Annotated in this window: 16 protein-coding genes; 8 read left to right on the forward strand and 8 right to left on the reverse strand. The window is 63.8% G+C overall.

The window, feature by feature from the left end:
• Nucleotides 1-7: 7 nt before the first annotated feature.
• The 8 genes from WA983_RS10550 to WA983_RS10585 all read right to left on the reverse strand — a co-directional run bounded on the left by WA983_RS10550 (nt 8) and on the right by WA983_RS10585 (nt 5,447).
• A complete protein-coding gene (locus WA983_RS10550) occupies nt 8-394 on the reverse strand; it encodes a hypothetical protein (protein ID WP_424251801.1) in 387 nt (128 codons plus the stop codon).
• 74 nt (nt 395-468) lie between these two features.
• Entirely contained in the window at nt 469-945 is a 477-nt protein-coding gene (locus WA983_RS10555) for a SycD/LcrH family type III secretion system chaperone (RefSeq protein ID WP_424251803.1), read from the reverse strand.
• A 27-nt stretch (nt 946-972) separates the two neighbouring features.
• The gene (gene sctE / locus WA983_RS10560) at nt 973-2,250 is read right to left on the reverse strand and encodes a type III secretion system translocon subunit SctE (protein WP_424251805.1); all 1,278 of its coding nucleotides are present in this window, start codon (nt 2,248-2,250) and stop codon (nt 973-975) included.
• 30 nt (nt 2,251-2,280) lie between these two features.
• On the reverse strand, nt 2,281-3,168 hold the full coding sequence (sctB, locus tag WA983_RS10565) for a type III secretion system translocon subunit SctB (protein WP_424251807.1): 888 nt from the start codon (nt 3,166-3,168) through the stop codon (nt 2,281-2,283).
• Between the two features lie 102 nt (nt 3,169-3,270).
• Nucleotides 3,271-3,774 (reverse strand): SycD/LcrH family type III secretion system chaperone, encoded by a 504-nt coding sequence (locus WA983_RS10570; protein WP_424251809.1) that lies wholly within the window; start codon nt 3,772-3,774, stop codon nt 3,271-3,273.
• A 48-nt stretch (nt 3,775-3,822) separates the two neighbouring features.
• Nucleotides 3,823-4,107: a hypothetical protein gene (locus WA983_RS10575; protein WP_424251811.1), complete on the reverse strand. Its 285-nt coding sequence runs from the start codon at nt 4,105-4,107 to the stop codon at nt 3,823-3,825.
• 16 nt (nt 4,108-4,123) lie between these two features.
• A complete protein-coding gene (locus WA983_RS10580; protein WP_424251813.1) occupies nt 4,124-4,744 on the reverse strand; it encodes a hypothetical protein in 621 nt (206 codons plus the stop codon).
• A 76-nt stretch (nt 4,745-4,820) separates the two neighbouring features.
• Nucleotides 4,821-5,447 (reverse strand): hypothetical protein, encoded by a 627-nt coding sequence (locus tag WA983_RS10585; RefSeq protein ID WP_424251815.1) that lies wholly within the window; start codon nt 5,445-5,447, stop codon nt 4,821-4,823.
• 277 nt (nt 5,448-5,724) lie between these two features.
• On the opposite strand from WA983_RS10585, the gene sctW reads away from it, so the two are divergent.
• From sctW to WA983_RS10625, 8 genes are read left to right on the forward strand one after another with little or no spacing between them, the layout of a single operon-like run.
• Complete coding sequence (gene sctW / locus WA983_RS10590; RefSeq protein WP_424251817.1) at nt 5,725-6,828, forward strand: type III secretion system gatekeeper subunit SctW; 1,104 nt, start codon at nt 5,725-5,727, stop codon at nt 6,826-6,828.
• A complete protein-coding gene (locus tag WA983_RS10595) occupies nt 6,828-7,211 on the forward strand; it encodes a hypothetical protein (RefSeq protein WP_424251819.1) in 384 nt (127 codons plus the stop codon). The genes sctW and WA983_RS10595 overlap by 1 nt, the downstream gene beginning before the upstream one ends.
• 13 nt (nt 7,212-7,224) lie before the next feature.
• Nucleotides 7,225-7,626, forward strand: a complete 402-nt coding sequence (locus WA983_RS10600) for a hypothetical protein (RefSeq protein WP_424251821.1) — start codon at nt 7,225-7,227, stop codon at nt 7,624-7,626.
• Between the two features lie 4 nt (nt 7,627-7,630).
• Nucleotides 7,631-8,020 (forward strand): hypothetical protein, encoded by a 390-nt coding sequence (locus tag WA983_RS10605; RefSeq protein WP_424251823.1) that lies wholly within the window; start codon nt 7,631-7,633, stop codon nt 8,018-8,020.
• An 11-nt stretch (nt 8,021-8,031) separates the two neighbouring features.
• Nucleotides 8,032-10,128, forward strand: coding sequence for a type III secretion system export apparatus subunit SctV (gene sctV / locus WA983_RS10610; RefSeq protein WP_424251825.1), 2,097 nt, complete (start codon nt 8,032-8,034; stop codon nt 10,126-10,128).
• A 49-nt stretch (nt 10,129-10,177) separates the two neighbouring features.
• A complete protein-coding gene (sctD, locus tag WA983_RS10615) occupies nt 10,178-11,539 on the forward strand; it encodes a type III secretion system inner membrane ring subunit SctD (RefSeq protein ID WP_424251827.1) in 1,362 nt (453 codons plus the stop codon).
• 14 nt (nt 11,540-11,553) lie between these two features.
• A complete protein-coding gene (locus WA983_RS10620; RefSeq protein WP_424251829.1) occupies nt 11,554-11,808 on the forward strand; it encodes an EscE/YscE/SsaE family type III secretion system needle protein co-chaperone in 255 nt (84 codons plus the stop codon).
• Nucleotides 11,809-11,836: 28 nt separating this feature from the next.
• The gene (locus tag WA983_RS10625) at nt 11,837-12,103 is read left to right on the forward strand and encodes an EscF/YscF/HrpA family type III secretion system needle major subunit (RefSeq protein WP_424251831.1); all 267 of its coding nucleotides are present in this window, start codon (nt 11,837-11,839) and stop codon (nt 12,101-12,103) included.
• Nucleotides 12,104-12,114 lie beyond the last annotated feature (11 nt).

The raw sequence follows: 12,114 nt of genomic DNA on the forward strand, positions 1-12,114 counted from the left end.
TCCTTGATCAAACATCATCATTCGGCACTTCCGCCGCCAACCCCAGCATCTGCCGGGCGAGTGCTCCGCCTTCACCGGGCAGCGCGGAGGCATCGGCCAGCACCCGACGGCTTTCGGCGCCGAAGCCGGCCAACTGCCAGGCCAGGCCTCTCCAGGCATGGGCCACGGCCCGCTCCTGCGGATCGGCAAGATCCGCGGCTTCCAGCAGGCGGGCCGCTTCGGCGGCCCGACCGGCGTTCAGGCGCGCGACGGCCAGCCCCACCAGGGGATAGGCGCGATCCGGCCGGACACGGCGCAACGCATTGAAAATTGTATCCGCATGTCGCACATCCCCGCAGCCTGCAGCCAGCATACCGACTTCAGTCAGGAAACGGGCGTCATCGGCTCCAAGCACAAAAGCCGTCTCCGGAGAGACGGCTTGAGAGCCGGGCGCAGGCGCGCCGGAAGGCGGTGTTCGACCCGCCCTCATCAAGAGGCCCTTCGCCCTACCAAGTCGCGCAATACCTGGGCGCGCGGTCGAAGCGCATCGTATTCGCCGCCCGATTCCGCAATGCTGAGCAGCACCCGGTCCAGTTCCTCGACCGCTTCGGCCGTGCGGCCCAGCATCAGCAGGCACTCGGCAATCTGCAAGGCGGGCTCCGGACTGCCCGGAAAGAGTGTGATCAGCAGCGAATACATGCTGATGGCATCTTCGTAGCGCCCGCACTGCTCCAGGCACAAGGCCAGCCCGGCGACGTAATGCCGCCGTGTGGGGCCATAGGTGGCCAGGATCGAGAACACCGGCAGCGCCTGAGCATACTGCCCCTGGGTGACATGGGCGTAGGCCAGGGCGTAGATGACCTCGAGCTGCGCGTTGCTCATGCGTGAACTGGCCGGCAGCGCCTGCAGTCCGTCGTAAAGCTGGCGGCCGAACGGGCTGCGGGATGCGGTTGCTTGCTGGAACATGTGATTCTCCTGTGTACGACTGACCGGTCAGACCGTCGAGCGGCTGCCCATGTTCATGGCGATCTGGGTCATGTTGTCGGTCGCGCCGGCAATCATCTTGCTGACGAGTTGCGTGCTTTCCTCGATCTGCTGGATGATTTTCTTCATCTCCTCGCGTCCCTCTTCCATTTGCTTTTGCAGCTTGAGCATCATGGCCTCGAGATCCTTCTTGTCCGCGATCGCCTTCTGAGCCTCTTCTTCCGTCTGGGCCTTGGAGATGTTCAAGCCCCCCTGCGCGATCTGCGTCCCGCCGGATACGGCCGCATTCGTACCGGTCATGACCGTATTGAAGGTCTTGATGGAGGAGAGTAACACCTTGTTGCTGACCTGCGCCGCAGTCGATGCCACGGACGAACCGCCCGTCATCACCGCCATGGCGATACCCACTCCGATGGCGGCCGCGATCGTCAGCGCCATGCCGATGTAACCCGCAGTCTTTTCGTCCGCACCGGCCATCAGGGCGATGCTCTGCGCCATGTTGCCCAACAGCGAGGGCTCGAGGGCCAGCATGATGGGGCAGGCGATCGCCAGCGCGCCACCCACGATCTTGCAGATTTTTTCCGCCTGCTCGGGGTCCACGCCGCATACATCCGTCAGGAACTTGCCGACTGTGTGCTGGATCAAGCTGTTGAGGCTGATCTCGGGCCCGCCGCATTCCTGGGAAATGGCGTTGGCCAGCGTCATGGTGGCGCTGATGGCACCCACGATCGCCAGGGCGAGCAGCGGCGCGGCCGCACCGCCCGAGGCGACCGTCGCCGCCGCAGCCGCGACCACCGCCGCGATCGCGGCGACGAAGGCGAAGATCTTGCCAATCCAGCCGAAAATCTTGCCGAGCGCGCCCTTGGAGTCTGCCTCTTTGCACTTGTCGATCCATTCCTGGATCTTCTCGAGCTGGTGCTCGGTGTTCTTCTCGGCCTTGATGCGCGCGGACTCCAGGCCTTTCTGCGCGGTGGTGAGCTGTTCGTCCTGCGTCTTGCTGCGCAAGCTGCGCAGCAGATCGATCATGTCGCTGGCACTGAAGATCTCGGACGGCGTATCAATGCGCGGCGCGCCGTTCTTGTCGACCAACGGATTGCCGCTGCGGCCCGACGTGCCGGACTCGTCCTGCTGCTTGACGAGGCTCAGGATATCTTCGTAGAACTTTTCAATATCGACCTGCCCCGTCTTCCCGGTACCGGCCGTGCTGCCCGATTCATTGACCTGTCCGGGCGTCGTCCCCCCCACTGGCGGCGTATATCCCGGCCCGTTCGAAATCGTCGTAGTCATGTTCGCTCCTGGCTATCGTATACACGCGGGTCAGACGTTGCGCGCAATGCCGCGGTTTGTCTCGCTACGCGCCTGATCGATGGCGCCCAGCTTTTCGCGCACGTCGCGGATCACGTCCATCATCTGCTGCATCAGGTCGTTGGCCTGCTGCACGCTTTGCTCATGCACCCGGGCATCGGATTCAGCCTCGGACTTCTTGGCATCGTGCTCGGCGGCCGCTTGCTCCCTGCCGGCGCCGACCATGCTGCCGACGCTGGAGAAGATGCCGCCCGCGCTTTGCGCGGTGCTGCTCAGCCCGGTGCCCCAGTTGCCTTGCAACTTGCTGTCCCTGACAACCTGGAGATCGATCTTCTTGTTGGTCGCGGGATCGACACGAACGCCTTTGGCATTGGCCTCGCCGCCGCTCTTGATGCTCTTGGCGCTCAGGATGCCGCCGGCGACACTCATGCCGATCGATGTGACGCCGCCGGCAATCTGGAACGAGCCCTGGATGATGGCCTGCTGCAGGCGGTCTTCGGCCGCATTGCGGATTTCCTGGGCGGCGTTCTTCAGGCTGGCGACCTGCGCCTGCATTTCGGAATTGCGCACTTCGCGTGCCTGGTTGCGCATTTCTTGAGCGCACTTCTGGAACAGTGCCATCACTGAATAAATGTCGATGGCCACTGTTTCAGACCCGAGCTTGCCGAAGGGATCCCCCGTGCTCTTGCCGCTGGAGGGCTCCGGGAGCATGGACTTCAGCAGGGCATCGAGACGGCCCGCGTTGGCTTCGTTGACCTCCACCCCGATCAGTTTGAGCGCGGTGTCCAGCGTGATGCCTGTGGTCTCCACCATCTTCTTGGTGGCGGCATCAAGCGACTTCGGGTCGACGCCGGGGGGAATATAGCCCGGCGGGAAAGTGGACTGCAGGGAAATGGTCATAATGTGCTCCGGAATGCTGACTCGGTTTTCGTTCCACGCCGTCATCGGCGCCTACACTGATTATGTGGACATCAGGGGCAAAGTCGTTCCATGCCGAGCCTGTTATTTGGCCAACGCTTTGGCCCGGACGGCCTTGAGCAGCATCTCGGCCCGCGCCTTGATCGCGTCGTGCTCGCCCGGCTTGCATAAAGTGCCGATCGCCAGCTCCAGCGATTCGGCCGCTTCGTCCGGCTTGCCCAGGGCCAGCAGGCACTCGGCACAATGGTAGACCGGCACCGGGTCGTCCAGGCGCATCACCGTCACGATCATGTAGTGCTGCAGCGCTTCTTCATAGCGCTTGGTCATCTGCAGCGCAGAAGCCAAGGCCAACTGATAGCGCGAATCCATATGGTCATAGGAGACCAACTGGGCGAAAATCTTGAAGGCATCGTTGTACTTGCCCTGCGCATAGAGCGCATGGCCGTAGGCATACATGGCTTCGCATTCCCGGGACGACAGACCCATCGCCTGGGCCAGCGTGCCACCCGCCTTCCAGAGACCGAACAAGTTCTCGGCAATACTGGCGGCTTCCTGCTCGGTGATCTCGGGATCCGTTTGCGCATTCATGGGCATTCCTTTGTCGTGTACTTGCCGCCTCACCGCGGCGGATTGTCTTCAGATCATGTTGCGCATCTTGCGCATGCCGCCCGCGCTGGGTCCGGCATTGGCGAAGCTCAGGCGGGCCGCCTCTTCAGCCACCTCGCGCTCGATGTCTTCCATGTCCTTGCGGAACATGGCTTCGGCCTCGGCCTGCTCTTTCGGCCCCATGGACGCGTTGAGCTTGTCCGCATCCAGCCCGTGGGCGCGATAGATCTCGGGGGTATCCTCCAGGCTCTGCCGGACCTGCCGAATCAACGCGTCGGCTTCCTGGATGATTTCTTCGGGAGTCTTTTTGGCCATGATCAATTACCTCTCGTCAGATGTTGCGAATGATGTTGGAATTGGCGTCGGTGTGCTTTTTCTGCGTGTTGGTCAGGATCTCGACGGACTCGTTCTTTTTGTTGTTCAGGCTCTGCAGGCGCAGCATGTCCATCTGCTGGTTGTTGCTTTCGGCATCGATCAGGCCCTTGACCTTGGTGATCGCTGCATCGATCTGCCCCTTGGTGGTACTGCCGTTGCTGGTGTTGTTCTGGCCTTTCACCACGTGGCCGTGCCCGTCGTCCACGCTTTCCCCCGGCCCCGGGGTCACGCGACCGTTTCCGGTAAAGCCGATGTCGGAGATCCCGGCTTTCTTGATGGCGTCGTTCAGCGGAATCTCATACTGATCGACTTTGTCCCAGTTCCAGTCCTTGACCTTGCTGCCGGCATCGGTGCCGCTGATGGCGCCCTGGAATTTGGTCAGCGCGGACAGCACATCGTTCAGTTTGGCGATCTGGTCGTTGCGGGCCTGCACGGCCTTGACCTGATCCACCAACTGCTGGTCCAGCAGCTTGACGCGTTCGCCCTGAACCATCTGGATCAGCGTCTGGATGTCGCCGGAAGCGATCGCCTGGCTGATGTCGATGGGAAGAGAACTGCCTACGCCGGAAGTGCTCATGGTCTGCTCCTTGAAACCCGCCTGGACGGTCGAGTAAGTGATGACGCCGGCCCGCAGATGCGGGCCGGGATGTGCGTCAGATGTTGCGAATGATATTGGAGTTGGCGTCGGTGTGCTTTTTCTGCGTGTTGGTCAGGATCTCGATGGACTCGTTCTTTTTGTTGTTCAGGCTCTGCAGGCGCAGCATGTCCATCTGCTGGTTGTTGCTTTCGGCATCGATCAGGCCCTTGACCTTGGTGATGGCGGCCTCAATCTCGCCCCGGGTCGAATTGCCCGAAATGACGCTGCTACCCTTGATGGAATGGCCCTGGGCACCATCCTTCGGCATGCCAGGTCCCGGGGTGCACTGCCCGCCCACATTGGAGTTGCCGGTGAGATTGTCGATACCCAGCTCGCGGATCTGGTCGTTCAGCGGCAGTTCGATGTCCGTGACCGCAGTGGCATTCCAGTTGCCGTCGTTGATCTTCGTGGTCGCGTTGGTATCCTTGGCCCGGGCCAGCACGGAATTGAGCCCCGACAGCACATTGTTGAGCTTGGCGATCTGGTCGTTGCGGGCCTGCACGGCCTTGACCTGATCCACCAGTTGCGAATCCAACAGCCTGACGCGTTCGCCCTGGACCATCTGGATCAGAGTCTGGATATCGCCAGTGGCCAGCATGGCCTGGAAATTGATACCACCGGAGTTAGTGACGGGAGAGTTCATCGCTGGATCATCCTATTGTCGTTGGGACCGCATCTAACATGCAGCTACCCGATCAGTAACCGATCCCGTCCGGGAGTTCCTCTCAAGGGAATCTGGCCCGGCGAAACCGCCTTCGAGAGCATTAGTGTCATCCGTTTCCCGCCAGTTCCATTCCCTCCCCCATCCGGAGAAACTCCAGAGGCGCAAAGCCGTACGCATCGCACGGGTTTGCCCTGGGAACCTTTCGCGCGCGCCGGTTACTATTCGAGCACAGCATCCACGCGGAGTGCCGCTCATCATGAATCGCATCGACACCGGAGGACCAGCCACCGGGTTCAGCTCGTTTGGCCAGCAGGCCGGGCTCAATACCGGACAGTCCCGAACCGGCACCCTGCTGGGCGAACAGGCGGTGCTGCTGGACGGCGAGATCTCCTCGCTGGGGGACGCAGCCGAGGAAATCAGCCTGCACATGGCTGAAAAGACGGAAAGCAAGCACCACGCGCAGCGCAAGATCAAGTCCGAGCGCCCTGTGGAGTTGATGCGGCTCGAGGAAATCCTCGAGATGCTGCAGCAGACCCAGGATCCGAATGCCCAGGCCAAGCTCGAAGAGCTGACCGCCCGGCTGCTCTCGGGCCAGGGCTCGCCCAGGCAGCAGGCGGCCCAGGCCTTCGGCGATGTATCGCAGCAATACCTGGCCCTGCAGTATGCCCTGCGCAAGGGTGAACAAGAAGGCGCCGCGCCTGAATTGCTGGAGTCCCTGCGCGATGCGCTGGCCGATTTCGAAATCGAAACCGGCCCCCAGATCCGCGCAGGGATCAATACCCTGGGCACCGCCGGCGCATTCGCATCCAGCGCCCAAGGCGTCCGAAATTTCCAGGACACCTACCGCGACATCGTCCTGGGAGAGGACTCCCTGAGCCGGACGCTGGATCTGGCTCTGGAACGCTTTGGCGGCAAGGATGTGGGTCGCGGCCTGAAGCAACTGGTCCAGGCCCTGGGTCAGGATCTGGCGGCCGCCCGTCCTTCCGTCTCGCCCCAGCGGCTGCAGGCGCTCACCGGCGACCTGTACCACCTGCAGGTGGCTGTCACCGTGCTCGATGGCTGCGCCGGCCTGTCCAATGAACTCCGGACCAGGAACCAGGGCTCACCGGACGGGGAACGCCTGATGCGCGACCTGGTGGGATTGACCGGAGACAAATGGCTCACCGAGACACGCTTCACGACCCTGACGCAGCAGCACGGCGTCGCCTCGCCTGAAGGACGGGTGACGTTCCTGGCCGGCATCAAATCTCTGATGCACGCCCTCCCCATTCAAGTGTTCCCGGATGCCGAAACCCGGCAAGGCGCCTTGAACGCTATCCAGGGCGCCCTGGACATGGCCATCGACGAGGAGGATCTCTGATGAGCGATCCCGCAGCTATCCTGCAACAATTCGGTGAAGCGGCGGGCATCCCCGGCCTGCGCTTCGACACACGAGGCCAGGTCGTCTTCCGAACCGGGCCGGGCTGTTTGCTGGGGCTGGAGCAGGCCGACCGGGAAATCCTGATCTATGCGGCTTTGCCCGTCCGCTACGACAGCGGCGATTGGCTGCTGCGCGCCTGCAAGCGCGCGCATCACACCCGTCTGGGCGACTGGCCGGTGCAGTCGGCGCTGCGCGAATACGACGGCACCCCGCACCTGCTGGCCCTGGTGCGCCTGGATGCGCGGGAATTCACCGAACCGCTCCTGCGGCAGGCGCTCGAATATCTGACCCAATGGCTCGACGCAGTCGGCGCCGACACCTGAACCGGAGTCTCCCATGCCCGACATCAGCCTAAACCGGCTCATGAGCTTCGATCACGGCATCGACACCATCACCTATGCCCGCAAGGAAGAGCAAGCCGCCCAGGGGCTGCCCGACCGCCGCCACCTGATGCCGACGGACGATCCGGTCCGCACCCAGTTGACGCAACTGCTCGAAAAGCCCAATATCGGCCACTTCCTCGAAGAGGCTCTGCGCCCCGACATCGGCAATCGCGACCTGCTCATGCCTTCGGAATTCGCCGAGGCCCTGCGCGAAGCCCTGAAAGCCCTCGCCGGTCTGGCGGAACACGGCAACGGCGACAGCCGCGTGCTCAACCGTGCCGTGCGCCTGCTCAAGGAAGAAACCAACCTGCGCGATCTGGTGGCCATGTACCGCAGCGCTCTATATCAGGGATGAAGCCATGAGCAGCACACTGTCCGACCCGCATGCCGAAGCCGCCCATCCGCTGGGCGAGCGCGGCCCCGTGCTGCTGGACCTGCTGTCCTACATCTACCTGGAAAACGACCGTCCCGAGAAAGCCGCCGTGCTGCTGGCGGCCCTCGATGAACTGGGCCTGGCCAATGCGCGCCAGCGCATCTCCCTGGCGCTGGCGCAACTGCGCTCGGGCAAACCCGAGACCGCTCTCGGCACGCTGGACCGCGTGGCCCTGCAGGGCGGCCTGACCAGCGCCTTCCACCTGGTCCGCGCACAGACCCTGGTCGCGCTGGGGCGTGAAACCGAGGCCGAAGCCGCCATGCGGGCCTACATGGACCTGCGCGCGCAGCAGGCCACACACGACGATCCCCGCTGAGCCACCACTCCATGCAACAAGCACTCAATCGCGCCGTCACCCTCCTCACCAGCCGCAACGACATCGTTCTGGCGGTCCTGATCGTCTCGATCATCTTCATGATGATCCTGCCGCTGCCCACCTCGCTGGTGGACGTGCTGATCGGCACCAACATGACACTGTCCGCCATCCTGCTGATGGTGGCCATGTACCTGCCCTCGCCGCTGGCCTTCTCGTCTTTCCCCTCGGTGCTGCTGGTCACCACTCTGTTCCGTCTGGGCATTTCGATCGCCACCACACGGCTGATTCTGCTGCAGGGCGACGCTGGTCACATCATCGAAACTTTCGGCAATTTCGTGGTCGGCGGCAACCTGATCGTCGGTCTGGTGGTCTTCCTGATCCTGACCATCGTGCAGTTCGTGGTGATCACCAAAGGCGCCGAGCGCGTGGCCGAAGTCGCGGCCCGTTTTTCCCTGGACGCCATGCCGGGCAAGCAGATGTCCATCGATGCCGACCTGCGCGCCGGCACGATCGACATGGACGAAGCGCGCAAACGCCGCAGCGTGGTCGAAAAGGAAAGCCAGCTCTACGGCGCCATGGACGGCGCCATGAAGTTCGTCAAGGGCGATGCCATCGCGGGCCTCATCATCGTGGCGGTGAACTTGCTGGGCGGCATCCTGATCGGCACGATGCAGCGCGGGCTGACCGCCGGCGAAGCCGTGCAGGTATATTCCATCCTGACCATCGGCGACGGCCTGATCGCCCAGATCCCGGCGCTGTTCATCGCCATCTGCGCAGGCATCATCGTGACCCGCGTGCAGACCGGCGAGGGCGGCCCCTCCAACGTCGGCAAGGATATCGGCGCCCAGGTGCTGGCCCAGCCCCGCGCCCTGCTGATCGCAGCGGCGGTCGCCCTGGGCATGGGCCTGATCCCGGGCATGCCCACCCTCACCTTCCTCGCCCTGGCGACCGTCGTGGGCACGGTCGGTTTCGTGCTGCTGCGCGGCACGCGCAAGGTCGTCGACGAAAAGACCGGAGAAATCACCGAGATTTCCGCGCTGGCGGCCGATGGCCAGCCCGCGCCCAAGCCCCGCGCCGAAGGCGGCGCCGAATTCGCGCCGACCCTGCCGCTGATGATGGACGTGGCGGCCGGCCTGCAGCAGCACTTCAACGCCGACGAGCTCAACGAAGAACTGATCAAGATCCGCCGCGCCCTGTATTTCGATCTGGGCGTCCCCTTCCCCGGCATCCAGTTGCGCTTCAACGACGCGCTGCCCGAAAACACCTACCTCATCCTGCTCTCCGAGGTCCCGGTGTCCCAGGGCCAGTTGCGGCCCGGGCATGTCCTGGTGCGCGACACCGAGCAGAATCTCCAGGCGCTGCAGGTGCCCTACGAGGCCGACAAGCCTTTCCTGCCGGGCATCCCCTCTCTCTGGACCGCGGTCTCGCACGTCCCCATGCTCGCGGCGGCCGGCATCCCCAGCCTGGACGCCCACCAGATCCTCACCTGGCACCTGGCCTTCGTCCTGAAGAAATACTCCTCGGATTTCATCGGCATCCAGGAAACCCGTTTCCTGCTGACCGCCATGGAAGAGCGCTTCCCCGATCTGGTCAAGGAAGCCCTGCGCGTGATGCCGGTGCAGAAGATCGCCGAGATCATGCAACGGCTGGTATCCGAGGACATTTCGGTGCGCAATCTGCGCGCCGTGCTCGAATCCCTGATCGAATGGGGCCAGAAGGAAAAGGATTCCGTCCTGCTGACCGAATACGTGCGCGTCTCGCTCAAGCGGCACATCAGCCACAAGTACTCCAGCGGCCAGAACATCCTGCCGGCCTACCTGCTGGCGCCCAACATCGAGGAAACCATCCGCGGCGCGATCCGGCAGACCTCGGCCGGCAGCTATCTCGCCCTGGATCCCAACACCACCAAGAAGCTGGTGGACAACATCAAGAACGCGGTAGGCGACATCTCGGCCAACACCCGCAAGCCGGTCATGCTCACCTCCATGGACATCCGCCGCTACCTGCGCAAAATGATCGAGCAGGACCTGTACGAACTACCCGTGCTGTCCTACCAGGAACTGACCCAGGAAATCAACGTGCAGCCCCTGGCCCGGGTGGACCTATGATCCCGACCCTGCCCCCCTACCCCGCGCGGCTCTCTGCACGGAGGGCCGGATGAGCGCGACGCTCGAATTGCGCGTGCTCTCGGGCCTGCACCGCGATGCACGCTGCCCCGCCGCGCACGGCCATCTCGTGGGCGCCGACACGGCGTGCGACATCGTGCTGGCCGACGTCGGCTTGCCGGCCCGCGCGGCGCGGCTGATTCTGAACGCGGGCGGCTGGAATCTTTCGCCCGGGGACAGCGAGCCCGACCCGGATGCCGCCGCCGCTGCCCCCTATAATCAGCCGCTTCCGCTCGGTCCCGTCTGGCTCACTGTGGCCCGCCCCGATGACCCCTGGGAGGCACCGCCCGATGCTCAAGCGTCCAATGCAGCGCCCGCCGGGGCCGACACCGCTGAATTGCCTGCGGAGGCTGCCGCGCCTGATCCGGAGTCCAATGCCGGATACGACAGTGAGGCAGTTCACGCCGTCCATGTGAGCGCTCGGTCGGCCGGCACCGCCGACTCTGCCGCACGGCCCGGCCGCAGACACGCCTGGCTCATGACGCTGAGCCTGGCCGCCGTCGGCCTGGCCATCGCAATCGCATTGATCCTGGCCTGGCTGCCGTCCTCCGTCCCGAAAGAGCCCATGCACACCGATCCGCGCATTGCAGCCGAACAGTCGATACCGACAATCCAGGCGGCCCTTGAGCACCTGGGTCTGGCCTCGCGCCTGCGTGTAGCCCTGGCTCCCAGCGGCACGACGGCGCAAGTCACGGGCTGGGTCCGCGACGCGGCTGAACGCGACGCGCTGGCCGCCGCGCTGGCGCAAATCTGGCCCATGCCGGCCATGCGCATCAGCATCGAGGCCGATGTGCTCAGGACCGCCCGGACAATCCTGAGCGGCTACGCCGTCAAATACGAACCCCGCTACGACGGCGAGGGCCGCCTGAGTATTCTGGGCATCGCCTCCGACGATGCGGTGCGCACAGAAGCGGTCGAAGCCGTGCGCGCGCAATTGCCGGGCATGACCATCATGGGCAACGCCATCCAGCTCGCCCCTGCCGTGGCCGATGCCCTGACCCGGGAACTCGCGGCGGCCGGCCTGAGCGGTGTCACCCTGACCTGGAAGCGCCACCGTTTGGACGTCGATGCCTCCAAGCTGGACGACGATCAGATGATCCGGTTCGAACACATCCTGTCCGACTTCAACCGCCGTTTCTTCGATGTTGCCGCGCCACCCGATACCGAACGCGCAGCCGCCGATACCGTCCCTTTTGGCATCCTCAGCGTGGTCAGCGGGAAAACACCCTTTATCGTGCTGGAAGATGGGAGTAAATTGCTCGTAGGCGGGACTTACCGGCGCTACCGCCTGACCGGCATCGAAGACAAGCGTCTGACCTTCGAGGGCCCCCGTCCTGCGATCGTGCTGCGTTGAATCCGGACAGCCCCATGACGACTACCCTGACCGATCTCGAAGCCCGACTGGCCGCCCCCGGCGGCGGCGCCCTGCGCGATGCGCTCTCCGCCCGGGCCGCCCGCATGGAAGCATCCCTGCGCCTGCAGATGGCCGACGGCCTTCCACGCAAAGATTTCCAAACCTGGCAGGCGATGGCCGCCGCTGCCGCCGCCGCACAGACAATCCTGGTCTCATGGCCCGCCAACGACACCCCTGCCGTGGCTTCCAAGACACCCTCTTTCCCGTGACAACCCTTATTATCCCAAGGAGCTCACCATGGCACTGAACAGTCTTTCCGACTCCGCCGGCCTGAACTACAACGCAATCAACAACACGATCTACAGCGCCATCCGCACTCAAGAAGCCAAGCTGCGCACAACGCTTTCCACCCTGGAGACAGACGCCGAAGGCAACATCTCGCAGGCCGACTTGCTCATGCTGCAGCAGCAGACCCAGCAGTGGACGATGATGATCGAGCTGCAAAGCACGCTCATCAAGCAAATCTCCGATTCGCTCAAGGGCATCATCCAGAAATCGTCCTGAATCCTCGGGCG

The sequence above is a fragment of the Castellaniella sp. genome (assembly GCF_049650445.1).
In the GTDB taxonomy this organism is placed as follows: domain Bacteria; phylum Pseudomonadota; class Gammaproteobacteria; order Burkholderiales; family Burkholderiaceae_B; genus Castellaniella.

What these genes read in the sequence shown, in the direction of transcription:
- WA983_RS10555 (WP_424251803.1), bottom strand. Translation starts at nt 945, where the DNA reads ATGTTCCAGCAAGCAACCGCATCCCGCAGCCCGTTCGGCCGCCAGCTT.
- sctE (WP_424251805.1), bottom strand. Translation starts at nt 2,250, where the DNA reads ATGACTACGACGATTTCGAACGGGCCGGGATATACGCCGCCAGTGGGG.
- sctB (WP_424251807.1), bottom strand. Translation starts at nt 3,168, where the DNA reads ATGACCATTTCCCTGCAGTCCACTTTCCCGCCGGGCTATATTCCCCCC.
- WA983_RS10570 (WP_424251809.1), bottom strand. Translation starts at nt 3,774, where the DNA reads ATGAATGCGCAAACGGATCCCGAGATCACCGAGCAGGAAGCCGCCAGT.
- WA983_RS10575 (WP_424251811.1), bottom strand. Translation starts at nt 4,107, where the DNA reads ATGGCCAAAAAGACTCCCGAAGAAATCATCCAGGAAGCCGACGCGTTG.
- WA983_RS10580 (WP_424251813.1), bottom strand. Translation starts at nt 4,744, where the DNA reads ATGAGCACTTCCGGCGTAGGCAGTTCTCTTCCCATCGACATCAGCCAG.
- WA983_RS10585 (WP_424251815.1), bottom strand. Translation starts at nt 5,447, where the DNA reads ATGAACTCTCCCGTCACTAACTCCGGTGGTATCAATTTCCAGGCCATG.
- sctW (WP_424251817.1), top strand. Translation starts at nt 5,725, where the DNA reads ATGAATCGCATCGACACCGGAGGACCAGCCACCGGGTTCAGCTCGTTT.
- WA983_RS10595 (WP_424251819.1), top strand. Translation starts at nt 6,828, where the DNA reads ATGAGCGATCCCGCAGCTATCCTGCAACAATTCGGTGAAGCGGCGGGC.
- WA983_RS10600 (WP_424251821.1), top strand. Translation starts at nt 7,225, where the DNA reads ATGCCCGACATCAGCCTAAACCGGCTCATGAGCTTCGATCACGGCATC.
- WA983_RS10605 (WP_424251823.1), top strand. Translation starts at nt 7,631, where the DNA reads ATGAGCAGCACACTGTCCGACCCGCATGCCGAAGCCGCCCATCCGCTG.
- sctV (WP_424251825.1), top strand. Translation starts at nt 8,032, where the DNA reads ATGCAACAAGCACTCAATCGCGCCGTCACCCTCCTCACCAGCCGCAAC.
- sctD (WP_424251827.1), top strand. Translation starts at nt 10,178, where the DNA reads ATGAGCGCGACGCTCGAATTGCGCGTGCTCTCGGGCCTGCACCGCGAT.
- WA983_RS10620 (WP_424251829.1), top strand. Translation starts at nt 11,554, where the DNA reads ATGACGACTACCCTGACCGATCTCGAAGCCCGACTGGCCGCCCCCGGC.
- WA983_RS10625 (WP_424251831.1), top strand. Translation starts at nt 11,837, where the DNA reads ATGGCACTGAACAGTCTTTCCGACTCCGCCGGCCTGAACTACAACGCA.